The 25,046-nt window shown below is 62.8% G+C and carries 20 protein-coding genes; 8 read left to right on the top strand and 12 right to left on the bottom strand.

Going from position 1 to position 25,046, the window contains the following annotated elements; genetic code table 11:
• Nucleotides 1-182 precede the first annotated feature (182 nt).
• Nucleotides 183-3,077, top strand: coding sequence for an ATP-binding protein (locus A3K89_RS06370; protein ID WP_167674245.1), 2,895 nt, complete (start codon nt 183-185; stop codon nt 3,075-3,077).
• A 180-nt stretch (nt 3,078-3,257) separates the two neighbouring features.
• A complete protein-coding gene (locus tag A3K89_RS06365; protein ID WP_068423389.1) occupies nt 3,258-5,870 on the top strand; it encodes a helix-turn-helix transcriptional regulator in 2,613 nt (870 codons plus the stop codon).
• A gap of 12 nt (nt 5,871-5,882) precedes the next feature.
• On the opposite strand, the gene A3K89_RS06360 is transcribed toward A3K89_RS06365, so the two are convergent.
• The 6 genes from A3K89_RS06360 to A3K89_RS06340 form a co-directional block, all read right to left on the bottom strand.
• Nucleotides 5,883-7,139: an NAD(P)/FAD-dependent oxidoreductase gene (locus A3K89_RS06360; protein ID WP_068423388.1), complete on the bottom strand. Its 1,257-nt coding sequence runs from the start codon at nt 7,137-7,139 to the stop codon at nt 5,883-5,885.
• A gap of 96 nt (nt 7,140-7,235) precedes the next feature.
• Entirely contained in the window at nt 7,236-8,057 is an 822-nt protein-coding gene (locus tag A3K89_RS06355; RefSeq protein ID WP_068423387.1) for an alpha/beta fold hydrolase, read from the bottom strand.
• 35 nt (nt 8,058-8,092) lie between these two features.
• On the bottom strand, nt 8,093-8,446 hold the full coding sequence (locus A3K89_RS25330; RefSeq protein WP_084423626.1) for a UBP-type zinc finger domain-containing protein: 354 nt from the start codon (nt 8,444-8,446) through the stop codon (nt 8,093-8,095).
• An 82-nt stretch (nt 8,447-8,528) separates the two neighbouring features.
• Nucleotides 8,529-8,945: a hypothetical protein gene (locus tag A3K89_RS06350; RefSeq protein ID WP_068423386.1), complete on the bottom strand. Its 417-nt coding sequence runs from the start codon at nt 8,943-8,945 to the stop codon at nt 8,529-8,531.
• A complete protein-coding gene (locus tag A3K89_RS06345; protein WP_254303457.1) occupies nt 8,942-9,709 on the bottom strand; it encodes an SDR family oxidoreductase in 768 nt (255 codons plus the stop codon). The genes A3K89_RS06350 and A3K89_RS06345 overlap by 4 nt, the downstream gene beginning before the upstream one ends.
• A gap of 71 nt (nt 9,710-9,780) precedes the next feature.
• A complete protein-coding gene (locus tag A3K89_RS06340) occupies nt 9,781-10,866 on the bottom strand; it encodes a hypothetical protein (RefSeq protein ID WP_068423384.1) in 1,086 nt (361 codons plus the stop codon).
• Nucleotides 10,867-11,311: 445 nt separating this feature from the next.
• Between A3K89_RS06340 and A3K89_RS06335 the strand changes: the two genes are divergently transcribed.
• Both A3K89_RS06335 and A3K89_RS06330 read left to right on the top strand, forming a co-directional pair.
• The gene (locus tag A3K89_RS06335) at nt 11,312-12,775 is read left to right on the top strand and encodes a DHA2 family efflux MFS transporter permease subunit (protein WP_068423383.1); all 1,464 of its coding nucleotides are present in this window, start codon (nt 11,312-11,314) and stop codon (nt 12,773-12,775) included.
• A gap of 182 nt (nt 12,776-12,957) precedes the next feature.
• Entirely contained in the window at nt 12,958-13,368 is a 411-nt protein-coding gene (locus A3K89_RS06330; RefSeq protein WP_157105253.1) for a hypothetical protein, read from the top strand.
• A gap of 43 nt (nt 13,369-13,411) precedes the next feature.
• Here A3K89_RS06330 and A3K89_RS06325 read toward each other — a convergent pair whose 3' ends face one another.
• Nucleotides 13,412-15,760, bottom strand: a complete 2,349-nt coding sequence (locus A3K89_RS06325) for an FdhF/YdeP family oxidoreductase (RefSeq protein ID WP_084423624.1) — start codon at nt 15,758-15,760, stop codon at nt 13,412-13,414.
• Between A3K89_RS06325 and A3K89_RS06320 the strand changes: the two genes are divergently transcribed.
• From A3K89_RS06320 to A3K89_RS06310, 3 genes are all read left to right on the top strand, one after another.
• Nucleotides 15,641-16,660 (top strand): YoaK family protein, encoded by a 1,020-nt coding sequence (locus A3K89_RS06320; protein WP_084423623.1) that lies wholly within the window; start codon nt 15,641-15,643, stop codon nt 16,658-16,660. The genes A3K89_RS06325 and A3K89_RS06320 overlap by 120 nt on opposite strands.
• A gap of 99 nt (nt 16,661-16,759) precedes the next feature.
• Nucleotides 16,760-18,070, top strand: coding sequence for an MFS transporter (locus tag A3K89_RS06315; protein ID WP_068423380.1), 1,311 nt, complete (start codon nt 16,760-16,762; stop codon nt 18,068-18,070).
• A gap of 58 nt (nt 18,071-18,128) precedes the next feature.
• Nucleotides 18,129-18,788, top strand: a complete 660-nt coding sequence (locus A3K89_RS06310; protein ID WP_068423379.1) for a response regulator — start codon at nt 18,129-18,131, stop codon at nt 18,786-18,788.
• Here the strand turns inward: A3K89_RS06310 and A3K89_RS06305 are convergent.
• Nucleotides 18,760-19,146 carry a response regulator gene (locus A3K89_RS06305; protein ID WP_157105252.1) on the bottom strand — a complete coding sequence of 129 codons (387 nt, stop codon included), beginning with the start codon at nt 19,144-19,146 and terminating at the stop codon, nt 18,760-18,762. The two genes, A3K89_RS06310 and A3K89_RS06305, sit on opposite strands and share 29 nt — an antisense overlap.
• Nucleotides 19,147-19,308: 162 nt before the next feature.
• On the opposite strand from A3K89_RS06305, the gene A3K89_RS25325 reads away from it, so the two are divergent.
• A complete protein-coding gene (locus A3K89_RS25325; protein ID WP_254303454.1) occupies nt 19,309-20,601 on the top strand; it encodes a sensor histidine kinase in 1,293 nt (430 codons plus the stop codon).
• On the opposite strand, the gene A3K89_RS06295 is transcribed toward A3K89_RS25325, so the two are convergent.
• From A3K89_RS06295 to A3K89_RS06280, 4 genes are all read right to left on the bottom strand, one after another.
• On the bottom strand, nt 20,536-21,345 hold the full coding sequence (locus tag A3K89_RS06295) for a family 1 encapsulin nanocompartment shell protein (protein ID WP_068423378.1): 810 nt from the start codon (nt 21,343-21,345) through the stop codon (nt 20,536-20,538). The genes A3K89_RS25325 and A3K89_RS06295 overlap by 66 nt on opposite strands.
• On the bottom strand, nt 21,342-22,400 hold the full coding sequence (locus A3K89_RS06290) for a Dyp-type peroxidase (RefSeq protein WP_068423377.1): 1,059 nt from the start codon (nt 22,398-22,400) through the stop codon (nt 21,342-21,344). The genes A3K89_RS06295 and A3K89_RS06290 overlap by 4 nt, the downstream gene beginning before the upstream one ends.
• A 22-nt stretch (nt 22,401-22,422) precedes the next feature.
• On the bottom strand, nt 22,423-23,631 hold the full coding sequence (locus A3K89_RS06285) for an NAD(P)/FAD-dependent oxidoreductase (RefSeq protein WP_254303453.1): 1,209 nt from the start codon (nt 23,629-23,631) through the stop codon (nt 22,423-22,425).
• 117 nt (nt 23,632-23,748) lie between these two features.
• A complete protein-coding gene (locus tag A3K89_RS06280; protein WP_068423375.1) occupies nt 23,749-24,867 on the bottom strand; it encodes an NADH:flavin oxidoreductase/NADH oxidase in 1,119 nt (372 codons plus the stop codon).
• Nucleotides 24,868-25,046 lie beyond the last annotated feature (179 nt).

Below are 25,046 nucleotides of genomic sequence, written 5' to 3'. Positions count from 1 at the left end.
TCCCTCGACTGATGAACGCACCCAGCGTGATGGTTGATGCGGCAACCACCGTGGTTGTTATCTAAAATCGGACGACGGTATCGGGACACGGATGAGCATCACCTCGACAGTTCGCGGTCGGGTCGGTGGTCAGTCATCGGGTGTGTATCCAGCGGATCTCTGGAGAGTGGGGGCGGTGCGTGGTGACCAAGAAGACGGTGGATGCCGGGGACCAGGCAGCCGAGGTCAACGTTGAGGTACCGGCCTCCAGAGTCCGCTTGTCATCGGGAAAGTCGTCCGGACGTTTCAACTTCCCGATTCGTGGGCGCGTACGCGAAACTGGGGCGATCGGTTTAGGAATCGACGAGACGCTGTCCGGCAGACGGTCGGTGACGGTACTGGTCGGCGATCCGGGAATCGGTAAAACCCGTCTGCTTCAATATGCACTCGAGGCAGCGACATCACGTGGACTTTCAACGATGGTCGTCGCCCCGGAGATCGAATCGTCTCTCATCCCCCTGGGCGCACTGATCGACGCTGGGCTCCGAAGTGAACTGTTCAGCCCCGATCAGTTGGAATCAGTGTTGGCTGGCGCGTCTCCGCAGTACGGGCTGACCAGACTGTTCTCCGATGCGCTCGAAATCGCATCCAGGGACGCCGGCGTGGTGGTCGCCATCGACGATCTTCAGTGGCTCGACGTAGGTTCCCTGGGCGCCATCACCGCCTTGATCCGCGATACACAGGGTGTTCCCGTCTACTGGATTCTGGCTACCCGCACTGGCGTCTACAGTGCTGCCCATCAACGATTCATGTCGCAAATCGCCAGCTTCACAACACCTCTCGAATTGCCTCCGCTCAGCAAACTGGCTGTCGGAACGATGACACAAGATGCAGTCGGCGGTGCCGCAGGACCAGGGTTGCAGGACGCGGTCAAGAAGGCGGAGGGCCTTCCGCTTCTGGTTCTCGAGATGCTCCGCGGGCTCGAAGAAGAGGGACTGCTCGTTCCTGTCGACGGGCAGATCGAGATCGTGGACGACACCGTTCCCGCCCGATTCGGGACGTCGGCACGCGAACGTCTGACCCATGTGAGCCCGGACGCCCTACGTATCGCCCAAGTCGCCAGTCTTTACGGCCGCGAGTTCACGATCAAGGGTGTTCTCGAAGTTCTCGACCAGACAGCGGTCTCGGCGGCACCGGCGATCCAGGAGTTGCTCAATCACGAATTCATCGTCGACACGGGAACAAAGTTCGCGTTTCGTCACGACACCGTGCAGGCGGCTGCCGCCGACAGCCTGCCACCGAGTCTGCGCCGAGCGATGGGCAGAGAAGTGCTGCACAAACGCCTGCACTCGGGCGAGAGTGTCAGCGCTCTGGCGGCGATGATTGCCTCGGTCGCCGAGGCCGGGGACGACGATTCCATCGAGTTGCTGTTCGACGCGGCGAGCAAACTGTCGACTACCGATACGCAGGGCGCGGCAGACCTGATTATCCACGGTGCACGCCTGGCCGTGGGCCGGACATTACACGCCGAGCGGATCGCGGAGTTGCTTCCGCTCGTCCTCGCCGCGGGCCGACCGGACGACGCCGGCCAGATCAGCAACATGCTGCTGCCACTGCTCAGCCCGGACTCACGCGCTCGCGTGGGTTTGGCCGTCGCCCGCCAGCTCACCGAGTCCGACTTCCAGAGGGCTATCGACGAGACGACCGCAGCACTGGCAATTCCAGGAGTCTCCGACGAGACGAAAGTCCAGCTCCTAGCAGTTCGTGCACTGAACTACGCCAACAAAGCCGATGCAGTCGGGCTACGTCGAAGCCTCCAAGAAGCACGCGAGGTTGCCGACGACGAACGTGACGGCCTGGCACTCGCGACGATCGATGCCACCGAATCGGTGCTGCTGTTCAACCAAAACCAATTTCACGCGGCCGACAGGCTGCAACGGCAAGCCCTCGACCGCATGGTCCGGGACGGGAATGCCGTCGGTCTCTGGCTCCCTGAAGGTCTGTGGATGGCGTTCATGCGAAACAGCCTCGGCCACGGTGTGGAAGCGCTGAGAATCATCGAAACAGGGCTGATCGAGGCAAGCGTAGCGAGCAACGTGATCGCCGAGGCCTACTGGATGATGGTGCGCGCACGTACACTTTTCGACCTCGGACGTCTCGAAGAAGCACGAACACAAGCCGAGACGGTTCTGGACCTCGCGTCGGACCTGGGTCTTGGCGACTTCACGAACGCCACCGCGGGCATCGTGCTTCACCGAGTCGCGATCTACACAGGCGACAACGAACTACTCGAATCCACGCGCCCGCTCGTGGAACAACTTGCGCGCAGCACAGGTTTGACCAGGACCGGACGATGGAGTCTCGCCATCGAAGCAATCGTTGCAGGCGACCTCTACACCGCATACGACCTGTCCGCGCTTGCGCGCGAATCGTTGACGGACCCCATCCCCTCGATGAACACACCCGCAGACTTCGCCGACGACATCACGCTGGCATACGTCTGCTCAGAACTGGGCGAAACAGCACCCCTTGACGTGATCGTCGACGTCACCAAGGACCGAGCTACTCGAAATCCCGGGAACGACCTCGTACAAGCGGTTGCAGCCGCTACGGATGGTATCCGCGAACGTTCCGCGAAAAAGCTGCTAAACGCCGTCGTGCCGCTGCAATCTGCCGGTCGGCCATTGGTCGAGGCGCAGCTGCTGGAATGCGCAGTCCTGTACGGGCTCGACAAAGAAGCCATGACCACCGCGTTGGTGCGGGCGCTGGACATCTACGAAGGATCGGGTGCAACGCGGGCAGCCAGCCGAGTTCTGCAAACGTTGCGGCACAGGGGCGTGCGTACCCGCTTGAAATCGAAAGTCGAGGACACCAGCGGACTGACTCTGCGCGAGCATCAGGTCGCCGAACGAATTGCGGCCGGCTTGACCACCAAGCAGATCGCACTGGACCTGGCCCTGTCTCCTCACACCGTGGTCACCCACATCCGTCACATTTACGAAAAATGGGGAATCAACACCCGCAGAGAGGTCGCCCAACGCTTCCGAGACTTGGCCGAACAAAACGGCAAGCATGTCTCGTCACCGACTATCGCGTGACGATACTCACCAAGAATGCCGCTGAAGCAGGATTGAACACCCGCCGAGGTGGGTAATACAGCAGTTTGTTCACCGCTTCGCCCGACCATGCGATGTAGGTGACCCAAACATGCGATGTACGCGCTTCTGACTCGATTTAGTGTTTTGCCGACACAGTGGGCACGAGTGAGGAGGGCAACCATGCAGGAACGCGAGCCCGCCGCGCAGCCGCTGATCGGACGCGACGGTCTACTCGACGAATCCCGCCGGTGCCTGGCACCCGAGCCCGGCCACCGGCGAATCATCATGATCACCGGTGGCCGAGGGATGGGAAAGTCTGCGCTTGCCAACGCAATCGGTCACGCCGCTCGCGGGCGCGGTCACCTCGTACACGCGGTGCACTGCGGCGCCGGAACAGACAGCGCAGAGCAGATCCTTGGCGCGATCGACCTGGCATGTACACCGGCACCCGCCGGCAGTCTTTCCGCTGCTGCGCCCGGCAACACGCCCGTACTGCTGCTGATCGACGACTTCCATCATCTGTCTCCGGTGGACCGCGACATTGTCGCGGTTCGCATCAAAGCCGCTGTGTACGACCATGATGTCCGGTGCATCGCCACCTTCACAGAGATGACCCCGCCGTGCGTCTGGCGCGAGTTCTCGATGCACACCCTGCAACCGATGACCACTGACGAAATCGGTGCACTACTGCAGCACAGAGGTTTTAGAGCGGGGACGATGGACGTGCGAGAGTTGCACGCCCGTGCCGGCGGTAATCCACTGGCAGCGATCGAACTCGCGCGCAGCGAGACCGGTCGTGTCAACCTCGACCTGACCCCCGTTCCGGTCGTAACCGGCCTCCTCAGGAACGCGGGAAGGCAGGTCGTCGACACTTTCCACCCGGCCGAGCGGACCGCTGTTCTGCGAGATGTTCTTCTGCAGAACGTTGTTCGTGCGATTCAGGAAGGTGACGTCGCGCCGGACATCGGGCGCCGCGCACGCGGTGCCGCGTCGGCCGATGCGACCGCACGACTGCTCATCCATGCCGAGGCAACCACCGAGGAACTACTCACTGCACACCACGAGCTCGCCGCCGACCGTACGCTCCCCAATCACGTTCGCTTGCTTCATCAATCCCTTGCGACCGACACCTCGAACGACGATTTGGCAGACCGTCTCGAATTTCTCGCCGAGGATCTCGTTGCAGCACTGAGGTACCGATCTGCTGTCCTGGTGTTGTGCCGCGCGGCTGCCGTCGCCGCCGAGACCTCCCGTACATCGATGCTCCTCGCACGAGCCGGATCGATCGCAGCATTTGCCGGGTATCTGTCTCTTGCGCGCGCAGTCGTGGCCCGGGAGAGAAGTCACTCGTACCGGTCCGATGCCGCAGGCATGGCCGCCACCACAGCATTTCTGGAGTTCGTCTCCGGAGGAGACATCCGATCGGTGCTCGATGAGGTCATGATCTCGGTCGATGCGCTGACGCAGCCCGCGCATCCGGATTCACTCAACCAGTTGATCGCATCCTGCTTCGCCTACGCGGTGACCGACGGCGATGTCGACGCTCTCGGGCGGGCCGCTGAGATGGCCGATGCCTTCCAGCACGCGTTGGACCCGATCAACGTCCTTCTGAGCCGAACTTTGACACAGACCGGTTCTGCGGCGGCGTGCGCGCTCGACGATCGTGCCCTGCAGGGTGCGGTGTTGGCCTCGTTGCGCGGCGGGGAGCCGTGGAAGCCCGCGCTACTGCATCTCGCTCTGCCTTTCCTGTCGTGGCACCCTCGTCAATATCGGTGGCTCAACGAGCGCTTCGACTTGCGAACACGTCTGTGTCCCATCACTGCCGAAATTGCGTCGATGAAAAACGAAGCGGCTTCGGTCGATCGGGGACAATACAAGTCCGCCGACACCGACGCCCTGGGCGCGCCTGGTGAGCGGAAGCAGTCACCAGGTCTTTTCGGCGTGCACAGGCAGACACTCGATCTGCTCACGGCCACTCTGCGCGGCGATCTCTCAACGAAGTATCAGTGTTCGATGGACGCGGTAGCCAATGTCGCAGCGGACGTCTACGGTGCCGCGGCAGTCATCGACCTGGTCTCGCGCAATCGACACGAAGCAGCCTTCGAACAGGTGCGGTACAACGAGGTGTCGGTAGTTCGGTGGCTGCGTAGTCCCTACGGTCCGCTGGAGATGATCGATTTCGTCGAATGCTCTGTACGACTGGGCCGACCGCACGACGGTCTCGTGTATCTCGACGGGGTGCGCGCCGGAAAGCCCAATTTCTGGTCGATGCGTCATGCGGCACTGATGTTGGCTGCGGAGGCAATCCTGGCCGAGAACGACAACGATGCGTTGTTCGAGCTTGCGCTCGGAGAGATCCGAAAGGTGGGTTGGTCGTTCGATCTACCTCGGGTAGCACTGGCCTACGGGGAGTGGCTGCGACGCAATCATCGCATCCTCGACAGTCGCCGCCAGTTGACGCACGCAGCGGATCTGTTCGACCGGCTCGGCGCCGAACCATGGACGCGACGGGCCGAAGAGGAACTACGCGCGGCAGGCACTGCGCAGCGCGATTCGACCGGGTTCACATTCGCCGAGCTGACTGGGCAGGAACATCGAATCGCGTCGATGGCTGCATCAGGGCTGACCAACAAAGAAATCGGGCTGCAGTTGTACTTGTCGGCCCGCACCGTCAGCGGCCATCTGTATCGCGCATTTCCCAAGCTCCAAATCACAAAACGCTCCGCGCTGCGTGATGCGTTGATCCGCTACGACGAGCAGATGAGCCCCGAGGAATCGTCGATGGCCGGGTGAATGCGGGCCCGGCTACGCGAGGACGGTCGAGAGATAGTGGTGGACGAAGGTCACCGCCATGGCACCTTCACCGACAGCCGACGCGACCTGTCTGACGGAGTTGCGCCGGACATCGCCAGCGGCGAACGAACCCGGCACCGCGGTTTCCAGATGAAACGGTGTCCGCTCCAACGGCCAGGTGGATCTGCGGGGGCTTTCTTCGAGGTCTGAGCCGGTGACGAGGAATCCGTGGTGATCGCGGACAACCGGTGTCTGCGCCGCCCATTCGGTGTCGGGTTCGCCCCCGATGCACACGAACAGTCGAGCGGTGTCGACAGATTCGGCGACGCCGGTTCGAGAGTCTTCGATTCGAATGGAGGTGAGGCTGCCGGTGCCGTCGAGTTCGGTGACCCTGCTGCACGTGCGGATCGTGACGTTCGGCTGTTGTGTCACCCGTTGTTCGAGGTAAGCGGACAACGTGGCCGACAGGTTCGTTCCGCGAACCAGCATGGTGACGTGTTTGGCGTAGGCGGACAGGTTCATCGCCGCTTGACTTGCCGAGTTTCCGCCACCGACCACGAAAACCTCGAGGTCTTCACAGTTCGGTGCTTCGCTGGTTCCGGCGCCGTAGAACAGGCCGCGGCCGATGAATTCGTCCTCGCGGGCCAGACCCAAGCGCCGCCACTCGACTCCGGTTGCGCAGATGTTGGACCTCGCCACCAGAGTGGTTCCATCGTTGAGGATGGTGCGAACGCGGTTGTCCTCGAACTGGGCTCGCCATCCGTCTCGCATGAGCAGAAGCTCCGCTCCGAAGGATACCGCTTGCTGACGGGCCCGCTCTGCCAGTTCTCGGCCGGATATACCACCAGGGAAACCCAGGTAGTGTTCGATCAGGCTGCTGTAGCCGGCTTGGCCACCGATCGCGTCCCGCTCCAGGACGACCACACTGAGACCTTCCGATGCCGCGTAGACCGCAGCAGATAGTCCCGCCGGGCCCGCACCGTAGATCGATACGTCGTATTCACGCAGTTTCGGCTGTTTGACCCAGCCGAGCCGGTTCGCGATCTCGGTGACGCTCGGCGAGCGCAGGCGTGTCCCGCCGGGAAGATCGACGATCGGTAGGCCCGCGTCCGTGAGGGGCAATCCGATGAGCCGGGTGCAGTCGAAATCGGTATCAACTGCAGTCCAGGAGAAATGAACGACGCTGCGGCTGAGGAAATCTCGGATTTCGAAGGCGCGGCGGCACTGGCTTCGTCCATACACCTGCACGACTTCGGTGGGGTGTCCCATGGTCGAGCTGCCTCTCGTCGGCGAAGTTCGTGCGCACTACGGCGATGCCGCGGCACCGGAAACTCGCGAATTCCGGTGCCACGGCATCATGAAGAATTAGTCGGCGATGAACGCGAGGATGTCTGCGTCCAAGGCCTTCTGGTAGTTGCCGTAGATGCCGTGCGGTGCACCGGGATAGATCTTCAAGGTGCCGTCCTTGACCAGTTCGATGGACTTGTGTGCGGCGTCGGCGACCGGAACGATCTGATCGTCGTCGCCCTGGGCGATCAGGATCGGCACGGCCAGGGCTTTGAGATCCTCGGTGAAGTCGGTCTCGGAGAACGCCTTGACGCAGTCGTAGGCGGCCGCGAGGTTGACCAGCATGCCTTGACGCCAGAAGTCGTACTTTGCTCCCTGTGAGACGTGCGAGCCGTCGCGGTTGGCGCCGAAGAAGGACTCGGCGAGTTCGAGGTAGAACTGCGACCGGTCACCGAGGACGCCAGCACGGATACCGTCGAACACCTCGATGGGTGTGCCGTCGGGGTTGGCGTCGGACTTGACCATGATCGGGGGGACTGCACCGGCGGTGATCACCTTCGATACCCGCGTGCCGCCGTGTTGTGCCGCGTAGCGGACGACTTCACCTCCCCCGGTCGAGTGTCCGATGAGCGTCAGATCCTGCAGGTCGAGGTGCTCGACGAGTTCGGCGAGATCGCGCGCGTAGGTGTCCATGTCGTTGCCGTCGTAGGTTTTCGACGACCGGCCGTGGCCGCGGCGATCGTGTGCGATGGCGCGGTAGCCGGCGTCGGCGAGCAGTTTCAGCTCGACCTGCCACGCGTCCGAGGACAACGGCCAGCCGTGGCTGAGTAGTACCGGTTTTCCGGTGCCCTGCTCGGTGTAGTAGATCTCGGTTCCGTCGGTTGTGGTGAAGTAAGCCATGGTGTCTGTCTCCTTGTTGGTTGGGGGCTGGGGAATTAGCCGAGCATTTCGGGCCAATTACGGGGTAGTCGTTCGGCGGGTCCGGGCACCGATTGCGTGTCGGGATGGCTTCGCGGAGGTGCGAGGGCAGGGCCGCTGTCGGCGAACTGGGCAGATCCGTAATCCCAGAACCACATTTCGTCGGGTTCGAAACTCTGGATGATGCGGTGGCCCGTGGCAGCCGCGTGCGCGCTGGCATGACGGTTCAGGGAATCGTCACAGCAACCGATATGGCCGCATTTGGCGCACCGTCGCAGGTGCACCCACCAACTGCCCGACTGGTCGCACTCGGCACAACCTGTTCCGCTGGGCGGCATAGATGGATCGATGAAGTCGGCAAGGCTGGTCATGGATGTCCTTTCTCGCGGCGGTCCGCGCACAGCCCCTGCGCTGCGGTGAGATCGGCGGCGCAGGCAGTGACGTTCACAGTGCCTATTCGACGAACAACTGGAAGCCGCCCGGCTGCCACTGACAGAGGAAATTCGTCTCTTCCTTCTGATTCACCAGGAAGTTCCCGAGGTCGAAGCATTCGGTTTCCGTGGCGAAAGGCTCGCCGTAAGCGGTGAATTGACTTGCACCGATCACGACGAACCTGCTGTAGTCGAGGCCGGGAAACGCCTCGACCCGGACGATGTCGCGTCCGATGTCGGAAGGCTGGTAGTGGATTGTGGAAGCCCCCACGGGAATCGAACCAGGCGGCACTGGGAGGTGAGCCCCGCGCGGGAGGTGCACGTACACGTCGTGGGTGGAAGCGTTGTCGTCGGCAAGTGCAGGGCCGGCGAGAGCGAGGCTGGCGGCCACTGTCAGAACGGCCGATCCGGCGATAGTGGCGAGACGAGAGATCTTCATGGAGGTTCCTTGGGACAGTGTCGATGGACCTTGGCAGGAGCGGACAGGTTGTAGCGCAATGATTTCTGACCGCAGCACCGAACGCCTGAGTCAAATGACCCGCTGGGTGGCAGCTGCTCCGAAATGGTCGTCGGTGCGCCGCACAACGTCAGATCCGGCCGGATCTCGAGGTTGGCCGGCGGCCTGCCACACCGTGCAGCCCGATGCAGGGCCTCGGCGGCCGCGTGCCACGAGCCTCGCTCAGGCTTGTCGAGCATGTACGTCTGCACCACCGTCAGATCTGCCGACGGCTCGAGCAAAGCTCTGAGGCCTTCGCCCAACATCGTGCAACTGAACAGTGCAGGTTTCCGGTCGTCATGGGCCCGGTGATCGCCGAGGAGGGTCGGTGCGGTGTGCATGTTGAACACGCGCCCACTGTTTTGGGCGCGGAACACATGCGCCGCTGCGCGTGTCATGTTGACGATGCCGAATGGGTTGACGTGCAACGTCGTAGCGCCGCCAGCGGGCGGGTCGGCGCGCGGTGCAGGGCCGTTGACCAGGAAGTCCAGTCCGCCGAACATCTCGACCACTTCCTCGACTGCCCGATCGGCATCACGGGGATCGCCGATGTCACCGATAGAGATTGCTGCGGTGCGGCGGGCACCAGCCCTCGATGGAGGACTACCGGCACTATCTCGGGGAACGAGTTCGACTACGTCGTCCCCGTCGCTCAGCAGCCGAGTGACCAACGCGCCGACCACGCCGGACTGGGGGCCGGTGAACATCCACACACTCATCGTCGACCTACTTCCCCCGCATTTGCTGGTTCGGCTGTTCTCCGTGTTTCCTGTGCCTGCTAGGCGATTCGACATGCCGGAGCGACGGCGCGCCGAGCGAGTGGCTCGACGACCGAGGATCTCAGTTCGGTGATGGCATCGCTCAACGACGTGGTCACGGTCAGCAGGTCGGCGGCCCAGCCGTGCAGAGGGACCGGCGGAACGACGTCACCCGATTCGATGCGGCGTTGGCGCGGTGCGAGAACGCTTGCGCAGACGCCGGCTGTTCTCTGGCACGCAGTCGAATAGATCGTGTGCACCGCGTTCGCTGCACCCACACGTCGTGCGCTTTCCGATGCGAAATATGGCTTCCCTGCGAAAGCTATCTGCTGCGTTGTTTGTTCGATCACAGAGGCGACTGCTTCGACGCTGTTGAACAGCGCGGATATCGTGTTCGAGTCGCCGAGCCGTCTACGTCCTGTCCCCTGGAGAGGGAGCCCTGTCGAGTCGGCGAGATACCGTGCGACAGAGTTGATGTCGAGTGCAGGTGCACTGGGGTCGGAGTCTGCGGGGCCGAGATAAACGGTCAACGGCCGGTCGGTCGATTTCTGTGCCGCATCGACAGTCAGCAGTATGCGCCGCGCCCATCTCTTCATGCATGCGGCGGCTGCGCTTGCCGCTGCTGGATCGCCGACATCGAGCGCCGCATCGCTGTCCAGGCGCCGGCTGAACTCCACAATCGCGTTCCGGAACAGCACCGCGCCGGGCAGCAGCACTCGAGAGACTTCGACAGCTGTCGCGATCGTCGCAGCGGCCATGAAGCTGTGCGACGGATCCTGTAGGGCTGATACATCGGAAGGTCGAACAGTCATCTTCGATCCACCGGTCTGTCCCAGCAAGACAGATGCACGGTCGGCGAGCATCTGATCGACGGCCGCGCCTACTTCGGACACGCTCCTGCAGTGGCACACATCGGCGCGGAACTGGTCATCGAGATCGCCGTCGACGACGTGATTGGCAGCTGCTGTGATGGCACCGGCGATATTCAATGACGCCACGCCTCGGGCACCGTTCGAGTACGCGGCAGCGCGGCGAATATGGGCGTAAGCGTGCAGAATACCGACCGGAAGCGCGCCGCCGTCGACGCCCTGGTCGTCGACGACCATTAGCTCCGTGCCTGTGGCCCGCGAGCCGACAGGCATATCGGACCGGGACGAACAAGCAGTCGAGCTGGCTGGTGAACCGTCGAGACTGTCGCGGCGTCGGCGAGCGGAGACTGCGCGATTGTCGTGAGAGCACCACTGTGCTGCCATCGCGTGTACCCCTTTCCAAACGAATTCAGGAAGCAGCCGTTTGCCGGTGACCGAATCGGATGTCGCATCCCGCGGCAGCTCGTGTCGTCGTATGCTCGCCCGATTCGATAGTCCTTGTCATGCGTCAAACGACCCAAGTGACTGTCGCACAACACTGTTCGCATCGAACACCGCATCCGATGACGCGTCAATTGACGCATGACGGGCCCGCCGACGGCGCGACATACTCGTTGTCACCGACCACCACTCATGGGATCGATTGCGGCTACGGATCGCGCTGCTGAAACGAAGGACCCGCATGACCTCAACCGACCTCCCGCCGACGTCCCCGACCACGTCGTCGGCCACCCGTTACGCCATTCTCGCTATCTGCTGCAGCAGCGTGCTCGTTGCATCCTTGGACAACACCATCGTCAACGTTGCCCTGCCGTCGATCGCCCGTGACTTGGATGCGTCGTTGTCGACACTGCAATGGACCGTCGACGCATACCTGTTGGTGCTGGCCAGCTTGCTGATGCTGTCGGGATCGATCGCAGACCGTTTCGGTCGAAAGCGCACCTTCGCAATTGGTTTGGCTATCTTCACTTTCGGGTCGGCTATGTGCGGGATATCGACCAGCGAACAATGGCTGGTCTCGTTCCGAGTCGTTCAAGCAGTCGGCGGATCCATGCTGGTCCCCGTCGCACTTGCAATCGTGACCAACGTCTTCACCGAATCAGCAGCGCGCGCACGAGCAATCGGATGGTGGGCAGCGACCAGCGGCGTCGGCATCGCCGCCGGCCCACTCGTCGGAGGGTTCCTCGTCGATTCTGTCGGCTGGAAGTCGATCTTCTGGCTCAACGTCCCAATCGGCATCATCGCAGTCCTCGCCACGCTGTACGTCGTTCCAGAATCGAAAGCGTTGCAGCCGAGACGCTTCGACCCGTTCGGGCAGATTCTGGTGATGTTCTTCCTCATCACGTTGGTCTTCGGGATCATCGAGGGCGGGCGACGAAGTTGGACCTCCCCGTCCATCCTCGTCGCCCTGGTACTCGCAGCGCTGTCGCTGGTGGTGTTGATTGCGTGGGAGCGGCGGCACCCCGAGCCCCTCGTACGGCTCGAACTGTTCACCAATTACGCCTTCTCCAGTGCCTTCGCCATGTCGGTCCTAGGATTTTTCGCCTTCTCCGGTCTGATGTTCGCCAACACTTTGTACCTGCAGACTGTCCGCGATCTCAGTCCGTCCGAGGCCGGACTGCTGACATTGCCGCTGGCGGTCGCCACCATCATCACCGCACCGATATCCGGCCGTTTGCTCAGTAGCCGGGGCCCACGCACACCTCTGCTTGTCGCGGGCAGCGCACTGGCACTCGGGGCGGCATTGTTGCTGCTGACCGGCGCGAGCACACCGCTTTACTGGCTCGCCGCCCCCTACCTGGTGTTCGGAGCGGGGTATGGGTTGCTCAACGCGCCGATCAACGACACGGCCGTCTCGGAACTGCCCGACGACCAGGCGGGAGTCGCCGCCAGCATGGTCTCCACAGCGAAACAGGTCGGCGCATCACTCGGCGTCGCGGTCATCGGAACGATCCTGGCCGCGAACTCGACCAGCGCCTCTCTCTCTGCGGGATGGAAACACGCCAGCATTACGGTATGGATCCTGCTGGGGACCGCGGGCGTGCTTATCGCCGTAATGAGTGTGGCGTTGTCCTCGGCGGCCTCACTTGCTGCGCCCGTACCGACCGACCATGTGGTCGCACCCAGAACGCGCCCGATCTCATGACCCTCTGCCCGCACGCCCCTGCACTAGCTGATCGGCCGATGGCGCCGCCGCTCGTCGTCTCGCGCGGCAGAGAGGTCGTGCTCTATACGCCTGGACCTGTCCGGCCGAGTGGCTCCGGCGCGCCGGGCTGCTGGAGAAGTCACATCCCTCGAGATAGGGCGAACCCGCTTGGAGGAGCCACTGTGCCCACTGCATCGCCTACGGGAGGCGGCGGGGTGCGGAACACATCCGTGATCAGCCACGCCACAACGGTTCTTGCCCCGCACGACGCTGCGCCGTCAGCCCGGCCGGCCGTCACCCAGCCGATACCCCGACTCGACGTCGTCGCGCATGGTGCCGTGTACGAGGACACGGCGCAAACCATCGGGTCGCTTCATTGGCTCGCCGGCACCTCTGGGCGTCGCTCGATCCACTGCGGAACTCCGCTCGTGCTGATGCTGTTCGTTCTGACCGTTCTCGAACTGACAACGCTGCTGTGGTTGACCGTCCTGGTGATCACGATCATCGGTGGACTTGCCGGGGTGATCTTCTGCTGCTTCGTCGAGTCCACACCGCCGCACACGACTACGGTGGCGCCCTCTCCGAGCGTCTGACCACCTGCCGCCGCACCTCAGGCTGCTCGGCGGTCCGGCCCGGTTATGGCTGACTGGCCATGATTTTCACCGTCAGATGCTTCATGAGCGGCTGGTCGCTCTGCTCGCTGAAGTCGCCGATCGGGCACAACACGTTCAGCTCGGGCATGTAGCCGGCTGCATTGCCTTCGGGGATGTCGTACGCGACCGCGGTGTAGCCGTAGACATGTCGGGTAGTCCCGTCCTTGGCGAAGCTGGTGATGTCGACGGCCGCGAACTCCGGGAGCTCGAGGCGCTCCATGTCGCGACGGTTCATGAACACCAGGGTTCGTAGATTCTTCACTCCCCGGTAGCGGTCGTTGTCCGAGTACACGGTGGTGTTCCACTGGTCGTGTGATCGCATGGTGCCCAGCATCATGTATCCGGTGGGCGGGAGAACATCTCCCATTGCTGCAGTGGAGAATTCGGCACGTTCGGATGGGGTGTGGAAGTTCAGCTCGCGCGCCGGTTGGGTTATACGGAAGCCGTTCCGCTCACGGACGCGGAGGTTGAAGTCCTCGAAGCCAGGAAGAACGCGCGCCATGACGTCGCGAATCCTGTCGTAGTTGTCGACGTACTCTTCCCAGGCGGTGTCGCTGTTCGGCAGTGTCGCGCGGGCTAGTCCGGCGATGATTGCGGGTTCGGACTTCAGTAGCGGCGAGGGCGGCTTGCGTGACCCCTTGGACAGGTGGACTCGGCTCATCGCGTCTTCGACGCTGACACTCTGCAGGCCGCTTCGTTGTTCATCACGTTCGGTGCGTCCGATGCAGGGCAAAATCAGCGCTGCCCGCCCGTGTACGAGGTGACTTCGATTGAGTTTCGTGCTGACCTGCACGGTCAGTGCGCAGCGGCGCAGCGCTTCAAAGGTGTAGGCCGGGTCCGGTGTTGCGAGCGCGAAGTTCCCGCCCATGCCGACGAACACCGACACCGTTCGATCGTGCATCCCTGCAATGGTGCCGACCGTGTCGAGACCGTGTGCCCGGGGCGGAGCGATACGACACACCTCGGCCAGGGTGTCGAGGAACTGTTGTGTCGGGCGGTGATCGATGCCGCAGGTGCGGTTGCCTTGAACGTTGCTGTGTCCGCGCACCGGGGACGGCCCGGTGCCCGGGCGGCCGATGTTGCCCCTGAGCAGCAAAAGATTGACGATTTCCCGGACCGTGTCGACGCCGTGCTCTTGCTGGGTCAGACCGAGGCACCAGCTGATGATCGTCTTGTTCGACCGACGGTAGATATCGGCGACCTTGCGGATCGTGCGCTCGTCGACCCCGGATTGAAGAACGATGTCCGCCCAGCTCTCACGTTCGCAACAGGCGCGGTATTCCTCGAATCCTGCGGTGTTGGCTGCGACGAAATCCATGTCGATGACGGAGGGGTCAGTGGGGTGCAGCTCGAAGAGGACCTTGGCGATGCCGCGAAGAAGTGCGAGATCGCCACCGATCCGAGGCTGCACGTCGAAGGTGCCCGTCTTCGTGGCGTGAAAGGTTGCCATCGCGCCGAACTCGTGCGGGACGATGGTGCGCCGTGACGCAGCCTCGACGAGCGGATTGACGTGCACGATCTGCGCGCCGCGTCGATGGGCTTCGGCCAGAGCGGTCAACATGCGCGGCGCGTTCGACGCGGCGTTCACGCCCATCACGAACAGAGCCTCCGCTTCGTCCCAGTCGTCGATGTCGGCGGTGCCCTTACCTGTCCCGAGAGCAGCTTGCAAAGCGCGGCCGCTGGCCTCGTGGCACATGTTCGAACAGTCGGGGAGGTTGTTGGTACCGAACTCGCGTGCCCACAGCTGATAGAGGAACGTCGCTTCGTTGCTGAGCCGGCCCGAAGTGTAGAACGCGGCACTGTTCGGGTTGCGTAGCTCGCGGAGCGCGGAACCGACCAGCTCGAACGCCGCGTCCCACTCGATGGGGACATATTTGTCGGTGATCGGGTCGTAGACCATCGGTTCGGTCAATCGTCCCTGGTCCTCGAGCGCGAAGTCGCTCCACCCGGCCAATTCGCTGACGGTGTGGCGGTCGAAGAAGTCGCGGTCGACGCGCTTCCTGGTCATCTCCCATGTGACGTGCTTGATACCGTTTTCGCACAAATCCAGGTGCAGGCCGTTCCGGTCGTCGGGCCAGGCGCATCCCGGGCAGTCGAAGCCGCTCTGCTCGTGGTTCATCGTCACCATCGCGCGTGTGCCGGACAGCACTTCCTTGCTCGAGAACAGCACCTTCCCGACGCTGCGTGCCGCTCCCCACCCAGCGGACGGGTGGTGATCGTCTTTCTGTTTCGGCCTCTTGTCTCGACCAGGTCCGCACCCCGATGCGGGCACACCCGGTGCGCCTTGACTGCGGATCGCGATGTCCGGAGGTGTGAGATCGTGGGTGTCCATGGCGCTCCTGTAATCGCGGTCCGGCACGGCACAACGGTGCCCGCGCGTGCCCAGTATCGAGTTTTCGTCGGTCTATGCCATCAGTCGAATGACTCGACCATCCGCGTGCGAGACCGAACGAGGCACAGACCTCAGGTCATTCGACTCAATCGCAAATCCGGTCTCGGCGGCGACACTTCTGAGGTGTCCACTCCCGCAGCGAAATCGATACATCGGTCTTCGGCATCGCAACACGCCACCACTCTCCTGCTCTCGTTCGGCGCGGGAGGTGCCGACGCGTTCGCATTCATCCTGCTCGGAGGGATTTTCACAGCGAACATGACCGGAAATTTGATCCTGGTCGGGATGGTCGGCCGAAATGCTTACGGGCACGTCGTGATCGGAGCGAGCTTCGCGATCGTGGTGTTCGCGCTGACCGCGTGGAGGGCACTGCGCTGCACCCGAGGAACGCCAGAACATGTTGAACGTAAATCGATTTCACTGCTGGCTGTGGGTGCTGCAGCTCAGATCGCGATCATGGTGACGTGGTCGGTGGCCCACGACAACGCTGGACCGCAAGTCGTACTCATGTTGATCTGTCTGTCCGCTGTGGCCATGGCGGTACAGACCGTCGTCGCCCGCCGTATGAAAGCTCCGGGCGCGCTGACCACGACGTTCGTCACCGGAACGATGGTGTCGCTGCTCGACGACGTGGCCTCCGGACGACGGGAGTACGTCTGGATCAGGGCAGCGTCGATCGCAACCCTGGTATTCGGTGCGCTCGTGGTGGCGGTCGTCGTGCTCGTCGCTCCGATAGCCGCACCGCTCGTTCCCGCGCTGGCAGGGTTGACTGCCTACCTGATCACTTTGAACGCCCACATGGGTACACACATACAACGAACCGCGCCGGCAACGGTATGACTCGACCTGATACCGCCACCGCCGCAGTCGGCCACGCTGAACCCACCCGCCGATACTACGTTCGACCGTCCTCCGACGGCCGATGACAGGGGACATACGATGACCGAACTCGCAGGCGCAGAACACGATCGACCCCGGCGTGGACGTCAGCCGTTATCGTCGGCGACGGCGTTCGTCGGGGTCGCTTACGCCTTCATCGTAGTCATGATGGGGACAACCATGCCTGCGCCGGAGTACTCGCTCTACGAAGCGCAATTCGGCTTCTCGGAATTAATCATCACGGTGATATTCGCCATGTATGCCCTCGGCGTTCTCGGAGCGCTCCTGGCGTTCGGACGATGGTCGGACGCTGTCGGCCGGCGTCCGATGCTGATCGCCGCGATCATCATGGGTATCCTCAGCGCGGTTGTTTTCGTGTTCGCCGATTCCCTGACGACACTGTTGATCGGCCGGGTGCTCTCCGGGATATCGGCTGGGGCCTTTGTCGGGACCGCTACCGTAACCTTGCTCGAAATGGCGCCGGAGAAGTGGCGAAGTGCTGCTCCGGCAGTGGCCACCGCAGCGAACATCGGTGGCCTCGGACTCGGCCCGTTGATGGCAGGTGTTCTCGTGCAATATCTTCCAGACCCGACCCAGGTGACATACGTCGTGCACGCACTGCTGCTCGTGATAGCGGCACTTGTCGTCTATCGTGCGCCCGAGACGGTGGTGGTTGCACCGGGTGTCCGGCCACGCCTGCAGTGGCTGTCCGTGCCGTCGGCGGTGCGCAGCGATTTCATCCGCGCGTCGGTCGCCGGATTCGCCGGCTTTGCGGTCATGGGGCTCTTCAGCGCGATCTCCCCTGGCTTCGTCGCAGGTGTGCTCGGCATCTCCAACCACGCAGTCACCGGAGCGGTGGTCTTCGTCGTTTTCGCATCCTCGGCGCTCGCCCAGGGCGTGTTGCGCGGCCGAAACCACCTCACCGCGCAGCGCCGCGGTTGCGTCGTCCTGGTTGTCGGCGTTGCCGTTCTGGCGCTGTCGCTCTGGGTGAGCTCGCTTACCCTCCTACTGGCCGCAGCGATCGTCTGCGGCACCGGTCAAGGATTCATTTTCAAGAGCGGCATCGCAAGCATCACCAGCGAGCTGCCCCAGCACGGCCGGGCCGATGTGACCTCGGCGTTCTTCGTCGTGGTCTACATCGCCCTCTCGCTACCGGTCATCGGCGCAGGAGCATTGGCGACGCAGTCGGGTCTGATCACGGCGGGCATCGTCTTCGCTGCAGTCGTCGCTCTACTGGCAACGTTCGCCTTCGTCCTGCTGACGGTCGAATCTCGGAACCGACACCGCGTCCCACGCCACGCTGTGAGTTCCGACAGCACGCCTTCGGGCCCTTTTGCCGGTTCATCCGTCTGGTTCGAGTCAGACGACTGATGCCGGCGGTGCGTTCGTCCGAGACGCTTTCACCAGCTGAACTCGTGGAAGGAAACTCATGACCGGTGTACGCGTGGTCGTCGCCGACGACGATGTGCTGCTGCGCGAAGGTGTCGTCAGCGTGCTCAGACACGCAGGGCACGACGTTGTCGCTCAAGCTGGCGATCCGATCGAGTTACTCAGCGAAGTCGAGACAACTCAGCCACGGCTCGCCGTCATCGACATCCGAATGCCACCGACGTACACCGCCGAAGGACTCGACGCCGCGGCACGAATTCGGTCGGAACATCCCGACGTGGCAGTACTACTACTGTCCGCGCACGTCGAAATCGACCACGCGCTCGAAATACTCGAAGGCGGCAAGTCGACCGGATACCTGCTCAAGAGCAGGGTCACCGACCTCGAGGATTTCCTCCATGCCATCGATCGAGTCGCCGGCGGAGCCTCGGTCATCGACCCGGCGCTGGTCTACGAACTACTGTCGGCGAACAAGAAGAACAATCCACTCGATGCCTTGAGCGCACGCGAACGCGACGTACTCGCTCTCATGGCCGAAGGACTGTCGAACTCCGGAATCGGGCGCCGATTGTGGATCACCGAGGGAACCGTCGAGAAGCATGTTCGGAGCATTCTCACGAAACTGAATCTGCCCGACGCACCCGACGACCACCGACGTGTCCGCGCCGTGATCATGTATCTCGACTCGGTGAGTTCATGAGCTGCAGAAGCGACGTCGCGGACAACTCGAACTTCGGAAGAAACCCGACTGCCGAACTCACATCGATCAAATCCATGAAGTCTGTCTCATCATGCGTGGATACCAACACGATCGCCGGCTGCGGGTCCCGGTCACCGGTACTCAGCATCTCTACGACGTCGAAACCACTCTCTGCGCCCAAGTCGATGTCGACGATAATCAGTTGCGGCGAAATCGTGTTGGCAACCACCACTGCGTCCGCGGACGTCGCGGCCGTCCCGACGACTGCGGCACCGGCCTCGAACAGCACCGTCTTCGCAGCAGCGCAGAAGGCAGCACTGTCGTCGACGATCAAGCAGCGAGAATCCGAGAAGAGCATGGTATCGAGACTGTCAGAAGACAAGATCGGTGGCATTCCCGCTACCCGGAAAATCAGACGAGCATCGTCGTGACGACCGTCCCATTCCACGAACGCCTCATTCGAAGGGTGCTGCGACCCAGCACTCCCGCCGGAACTTGGGGTGTTGTTCTCTCGCTGTGTTTGATCGCCGTCGAAGTGACAGTGGTCCTGCAACTGAAGCAGATTGCGCCAGAGAACTCGTTCGGTGCGGTGTTCATGTTCGGTGTATTGATCGTCTCGGCTGGGTGGGGCTTTCGCATCTCGATTGCAACCTCCGTCGCCAGCGCTGCCGCCTACGCCTACATTCATGCTTCCGAGGACAGCATCAGCCTCGTCCCCGCGGTGCTCGTCTTCACCGTGCTCGCTCTGGTCACCAATGTCCTCGTCGGCCAATCACGACTACGTGCAGTCGAATCCGAGCAACGCAGACAGGAAGCCGACCTCCTCGCACGGCTTGCGCGGTCGATGCTCATGACCTCCGACATCAGGAAAATGCTCGACGATGCCGGCGAGCGCCTCACCTCCGAACTCGATCTACCACGACCGCACACGTGCATCGTGCTCGGACCGGCGCCATCACTCGACGCCGACCGGGAGGCAATCGCCCTTACCGACGGTCCGACTGTGATCGGCGCGCTCCTCGTACCGCGAGGGCTACAAGCTGCTGACACGAGGCGAGTACGCCGGATCGTGCCGGCACTCGAATCCCTTCTCACTGCTGCACTTCAGGCTCAGGAGACTCGGCATGAACTGACTAGATCGCGGGCACGAGTGGTAGCCGCAAGTGACCACGCACGCCGAACAATCGAGCGTGATCTGCACGACGGGGCACAGCAACATATCGTCTCCCTCGGCCTGCAACTGCGATCTGTCCAGGCCGCTGTACCGGAACAACTGCCCGAGCTTCGACAACGCGTTGACGGAAGCATCGAAACGCTCACCCGAATACACGAAGACCTACGCGAACTGTCCCGCGGCATCCACCCGGCGATCCTGACCCGTGGCGGCCTGGCACACGCGTTGAAAACTCTCGCTCGGCGGAGTTCGATTCCAGTCTCGTTGAACACCGACATTCCCGCACGCTTGCCAGACGCTATCGAAGTTGCTGCCTACTACGTCGTCGCCGAGGCCTTGACCAATGCCGCAAAGTACTCGGGTGCGACGGAGGTGACGATCTCGGCCGAATCAACCACCGCGGTGTTCGACCTGATTGTCTCCGACGACGGTTGCGGTGGAGCCGACTTCACTTCGGGTTCCGGCTTGATCGGCCTACGCGACCGAGTAGCCGCCGTCGGAGGAACACTCACGTTGCGGAGCACGCCGGACTCCGGAACCACCTTGACCGTCCGCATAGCCGGCCGGCCTCCGTCACCTCCCAGAGGGCGCGCCGAGGGACACGACGGCTTCGCTCGTGTACGCGGTGAAGGTCAGTGACTCCTGGAAGTACAGCTCGATCTTCTCGGCGTCGTGGGAGGAGTAACCGATGGACAGGTCCTGCCCGAGGTGCAACGCAAAGTCTCCGCCGCGTGTGGACAGCAAGAACGCACCGGGAACTGCAGGCGCCCAGACGATGTCGCCGTCGAGCACACGTCGAAGGTGCTCGCTGATCGGGTAGCCGTGATCGGAGGTCTCGTTGATCGCAGTGAACGCATCGGCTCCGAGGACCAGTGAATACGGGCCGTTGACTCCGGTCAGACGCAGCATCGTGATTGCGCGGCTGACGGTTTCGGGATACCCCCGAATGTCGGCGGGAAGCTCGAGTTCGAGGTTGGCCGTCGCGACCCGCAAGCCGATGATGTCCGCGGCGGCGTAACCCTCGAAGATCGCACGATCCTCCGCGAATGCGGCCAGCGTCGCAGCATCTTTCACCGGCTGCCAGTCCGAGTCGCTCGCGCCGCGCTCGACGTCGTCGACGGCCTGTCTGCTGACCGTGAACGGCACCCTCAACTCCACTATCGGTTTCGTCTCGCGCGCGTGGACGAACACGCCGTCGAAGATCGGTTCGATGCGCCGTAGATGTCCGGTACCCACCGCTGCGAGCGTGGGCCCCGCAGGGCCTTCGACGTCGACCACGCGCCGACCCGCGACGTTGCGCTCGAACGTGCGCCTGGCTTCCTCGTCGATCTCGGCCCACGCCGATACCGAGATGGGTGCCAGTTCGCGATGCAGATTACTCATAGGACAGTTACTTTCTTTCCGACAATTTTTGCGAGACTACCGATTCCGAGTGAACCGTCCGATACAGTTTCCCGCTCCGACGATTTCGGTGCTTGTGGGTTGGTGGGCGCATTCTCGAGGAAATCCACGGTGGGGACGAAGAACAGCGAGCCTGTCACGGCGGTGGAGAAGTCGAGAATGCGATCGTGGTTGCCGATGGGATTCCCGACGAACATGTTGCGCAGCATTCTCTCGATCACGGTCGGCGTCGCGGAATAGCCGATGAAATAGGTACCGAATTCCTTCGTCCCGATGGTCCCGAAAGGCATGTTGTCGCGCAGGATCTGCAACTGATTGCCGTCGTCGTCCTCGATGACGTTGAGCGCTATGTGCGAGTTCGACGGTTTGACGTGGTCGGCCATCTCGATGTCGTCGAGCTTGCTCCGCCCGATGACCTTCTCCTGCGCTTCAGTAGACAGTGAATTCCATGAATCCATGTCGTGCAAGTACTTCTGTACGACGACATAGCTGCCTCCGAGAAACTCCGCGTCTTCGTCGCCGACCGTCACGGCCTCGGCTGCGTCGTCGCCCGTCGGATTTTCGGTGCCATCGACGAACCCCATCAGATCGCGCATCTCGAAGTACTTGAACCCGTGCACTTCGTCGACGACGGTGACGGAACCATCGAGCGCCCTCATTATTCGAGTCGCCATCTCGAAGACCAAATCGGCTTGCTGTGCGCGAAAATGGAACAGCAGATCACCCGGTGTTGCGGGCGCACTGTGCTTTTCACCGCGGACCGGAACGAACGGGTGCAGTCCGGCAGGACGTGGGCCGTCGAACAGCCTGTCCCACGCTGTCGAACCGATCCCCACCACGCACGCCAGCTTCCCCTCTGGTACCCGGAACCCGACCGAACGTTGCACACCTTGAATGTCGGCGAGAAGGTCTCGTACTGTGTCTTCACCGCCGTCGTCGATGGTGACGACGAGAAAGATCGCGGCGGTGGTCAGCGGGGACAAAACTGGTTGCTGGGTCACAAGATTCAGCCTCACAGATTGCGATGTGATTGGCATTGACGCTTCCGTGAACTCACTACTACCTGCTAGCAGGTACCGAGTCGCTCTGCTCGGCGAGGAAGCGGTGCGCGAAGGTCACCGCCATCGCCCCTTCTCCTACCGCCGATGCGACACGCTTGACCGAATTTCGACGCACGTCGCCTGCCGCGAAAGCGCCGGGCACCGACGTCTCGAGGTAGAACGGCGGCCGATCGAGGGGCCAGTTCGAGTTGTTGCCGTCGAGGTCGGGTCCGGTGACGAGGAAACCCGCCGAGTCTCGCACGATGCCTGTGCCCTCGGCCCAGTGCGTATCCGGCTGTCCCCCGATGCACACGAACAGGTGTCCCGTATCGGCCGATTCGACGCGCCCGGTGGTCGAATCGACGATTCGAATGGACTGTAACCCGTCGGAACCGTCGAGCGCGGACACCTGCGAACACAAGCGGATGTCGACGTTCGGTTGCACTCGGATGCGTTGCTCCAGATAGTCCGACAACGTATCGGCCAACCGTCGGCCCCGCACGAGCATGGTGACGTGCCGGGCATGGGCGGATAGGTTCATCACCGCTTGGCCCGCGGAGTTGCCGCCTCCGACGACGAACACCTCTTGGTCGGCGCAGTTCGGAGCCTCACTGGTTCCTGCGCCGTAGAAGAGGCCGCGGCCCATGAACTCGCCCTCTCTGGCGAGGCCGAGCCTGCGCCAGTTCACGCCCGTCGCGCAGATGTTGGATCGTGCGACCATCGTCGTTCCGTCGGTGAGCTGAGCATGAATGCGCCCGTCACGGAACTCGGCTCCGATGCCACCGCCACGCATGAGCAGCAGCTCCGCACCGAACGAGACTGCTTGTTGCCGTGCCCGTTCCGCCAACTCGCCACCCGAGACGCCACCGGGAAATCCGAGGTAGTTCTCGATAAGACTGCTGTAACCGGCTTGCCCGCCCACGGCCTCGCGTTCGAGCAGGACCACGCTCAGTCCCTCCGATGCCGCGTACACCGCGGCCGACAGGCCCGCCGGTCCCGCTCCGAATATAGAGACGTCATATTCTTTCCGACTCGGCTGTTTGACCCAACCCAGACGGTTGGCGATCTCGGTGAGCGACGGTCCGTACATGTTCTCGGCGCCGGGTAGCGCGACGACGGGAAACTCGACGTCCTCCATGGGACGGCCGAATGCGGAGACGCAGGCAGCGTCGCTGTCGATCGGGATCCACGTGAAGTGCACGACGCTGCGGCTGAGAAAGTCTCGCACTTCGAAAGCGTGTCGAGAATGACTGCGGCCGTAAACCCTCACCGCATGGTCGGACATCTGCATGTCAGCTTTCCTATTCCTACGAGCCCGCACCCAAGGCACGAACGGTCCTCGTCTTCAGCTGCGAGCGGTCGCAGCCACACGTCTGCGCGAGAACGCACGCGCGTAATTGGGTGGATAGCGCAGTGGCGCGCCCAACTCGAGTGCGGCGCGGTGTGCCCAGTACGGATCACGAAGCAGCTCGCGCGCGAGGAACACCGCGTCGGCGTCACCGGACTCGATGATCGATTCAGCTTGGGTCGGTTCGGTGATCAGACCGACGGTGGCCGTCGGCAACGCTGTTCTGCGTCGCACCTCGGCGGAGAATCGGGTCTGATAGCCCGGCCCAACGGGGATCCGTGCGTCCGGGACGATTCCACCGGTGGAGACGTCGACGAGGTCGACGCCGCGAGTCGACAGCGCCTCGACAAGGGCAACGGTGTCGTCCACCGTCCAGCCTGGGCGTGAATCGTCGGTGTCTCCGCTCAACCAATCGGTGGCCGAGACGCGAAAGAACAACGGACGCTCCGCTGGCCATTTCGATCGGACCGCGTCGACGACTTCGAGGGCGAACCGCATTCGGTTCGGCAACGACCCTCCGTAACTGTCCGTGCGATGGTTGGTGGCCGGTGACAGGAACTGGTGGATCAGGTACCCGTGGGCTCCATGCAATTCCAGAACGTCGAATCCGGCGTCCCGCGCATGGCCAGCGCTCGACGCGAACGCCGCCACGATTTCCGCGATCTCATCGACCGAGAGCTCGGACGGAATTGGCATGTCGCCGAATGCAACCGGACTGGGAGCCACGGTGCCCCACTGCTGTTCCACATGCGAACCGTCGCCCCACGGGCGACCCGTCGACCCTTTGCGACCTGCATGGACCAGCTGAATCCCCGCAGCAGCTCCCTGCGCGTGCAGGAAGTCGATAGTACGGCGATGAGAGCGAGCCTGTACACCGTTCCACAACCCGAGATCGAACTCGCTTGCCCGGCCGTCCGGTGCGACCGCAGTCGCTTCGACCATTGCCAGTCCGACTCCCCCGATGGCGCGAGCAGCAAAATGCTGGAAGTGCCAGTCCGTGGCCGCTCCCGTCGCGGGTCCCGAGGGTTCCGCCGCGTATTGCATCATCGGCGACATCCAGATTCGATTCGAAACAGTCAACTCGCGGAGCGTGATCGGTTCGAACAGTGCGCTCACGACGCCACCGCCTCGGTCGGATCGATGAACAGATCGGTCATGTCAATGTCCTTGTCCCTCGGGCCGCAAAGCGGGTGTCCGAAAAATCGTTCCCTGCGGGCTGTGTATAGATGACTCTCGTCCGCGGAAGGTCGAATTTCGCCGCTGCTGGCACCCAGCTGCGGGGCAGGTTTCCCGCC

The sequence above is a fragment of the Rhodococcoides kyotonense genome, from assembly GCF_001645385.1.
GTDB classification, from domain to species: Bacteria; Actinomycetota; Actinomycetes; order Mycobacteriales; family Mycobacteriaceae; genus Rhodococcoides; species Rhodococcoides kyotonensis_B.
This window is presented reverse-complemented; position numbering and strand designations above follow the sequence as displayed.

Bases quoted from the DNA above. Each gene is read 5' to 3' on its own strand.
- A3K89_RS06365 (WP_068423389.1), top strand. From the start codon at position 3,258: ATGCAGGAACGCGAGCCCGCCGCGCAGCCGCTGATCGGACGCGACGGT.
- A3K89_RS06360 (WP_068423388.1), bottom strand. From the start codon at position 7,139: ATGGGACACCCCACCGAAGTCGTGCAGGTGTATGGACGAAGCCAGTGC.
- A3K89_RS06355 (WP_068423387.1), bottom strand. From the start codon at position 8,057: ATGGCTTACTTCACCACAACCGACGGAACCGAGATCTACTACACCGAG.
- A3K89_RS25330 (WP_084423626.1), bottom strand. From the start codon at position 8,446: ATGACCAGCCTTGCCGACTTCATCGATCCATCTATGCCGCCCAGCGGA.
- A3K89_RS06350 (WP_068423386.1), bottom strand. From the start codon at position 8,945: ATGAAGATCTCTCGTCTCGCCACTATCGCCGGATCGGCCGTTCTGACA.
- A3K89_RS06345 (WP_254303457.1), bottom strand. From the start codon at position 9,709: ATGTTCACCGGCCCCCAGTCCGGCGTGGTCGGCGCGTTGGTCACTCGG.
- A3K89_RS06340 (WP_068423384.1), bottom strand. From the start codon at position 10,866: ATGGTCGTCGACGACCAGGGCGTCGACGGCGGCGCGCTTCCGGTCGGT.
- A3K89_RS06335 (WP_068423383.1), top strand. From the start codon at position 11,312: ATGACCTCAACCGACCTCCCGCCGACGTCCCCGACCACGTCGTCGGCC.
- A3K89_RS06325 (WP_084423624.1), bottom strand. From the start codon at position 15,760: ATGGACACCCACGATCTCACACCTCCGGACATCGCGATCCGCAGTCAA.
- A3K89_RS06315 (WP_068423380.1), top strand. From the start codon at position 16,760: ATGACCGAACTCGCAGGCGCAGAACACGATCGACCCCGGCGTGGACGT.
- A3K89_RS06310 (WP_068423379.1), top strand. From the start codon at position 18,129: ATGACCGGTGTACGCGTGGTCGTCGCCGACGACGATGTGCTGCTGCGC.
- A3K89_RS06305 (WP_157105252.1), bottom strand. From the start codon at position 19,146: ATGCTCTTCTCGGATTCTCGCTGCTTGATCGTCGACGACAGTGCTGCC.
- A3K89_RS06295 (WP_068423378.1), bottom strand. From the start codon at position 21,345: ATGAGTAATCTGCATCGCGAACTGGCACCCATCTCGGTATCGGCGTGG.
- A3K89_RS06290 (WP_068423377.1), bottom strand. From the start codon at position 22,400: ATGCCAATCACATCGCAATCTGTGAGGCTGAATCTTGTGACCCAGCAA.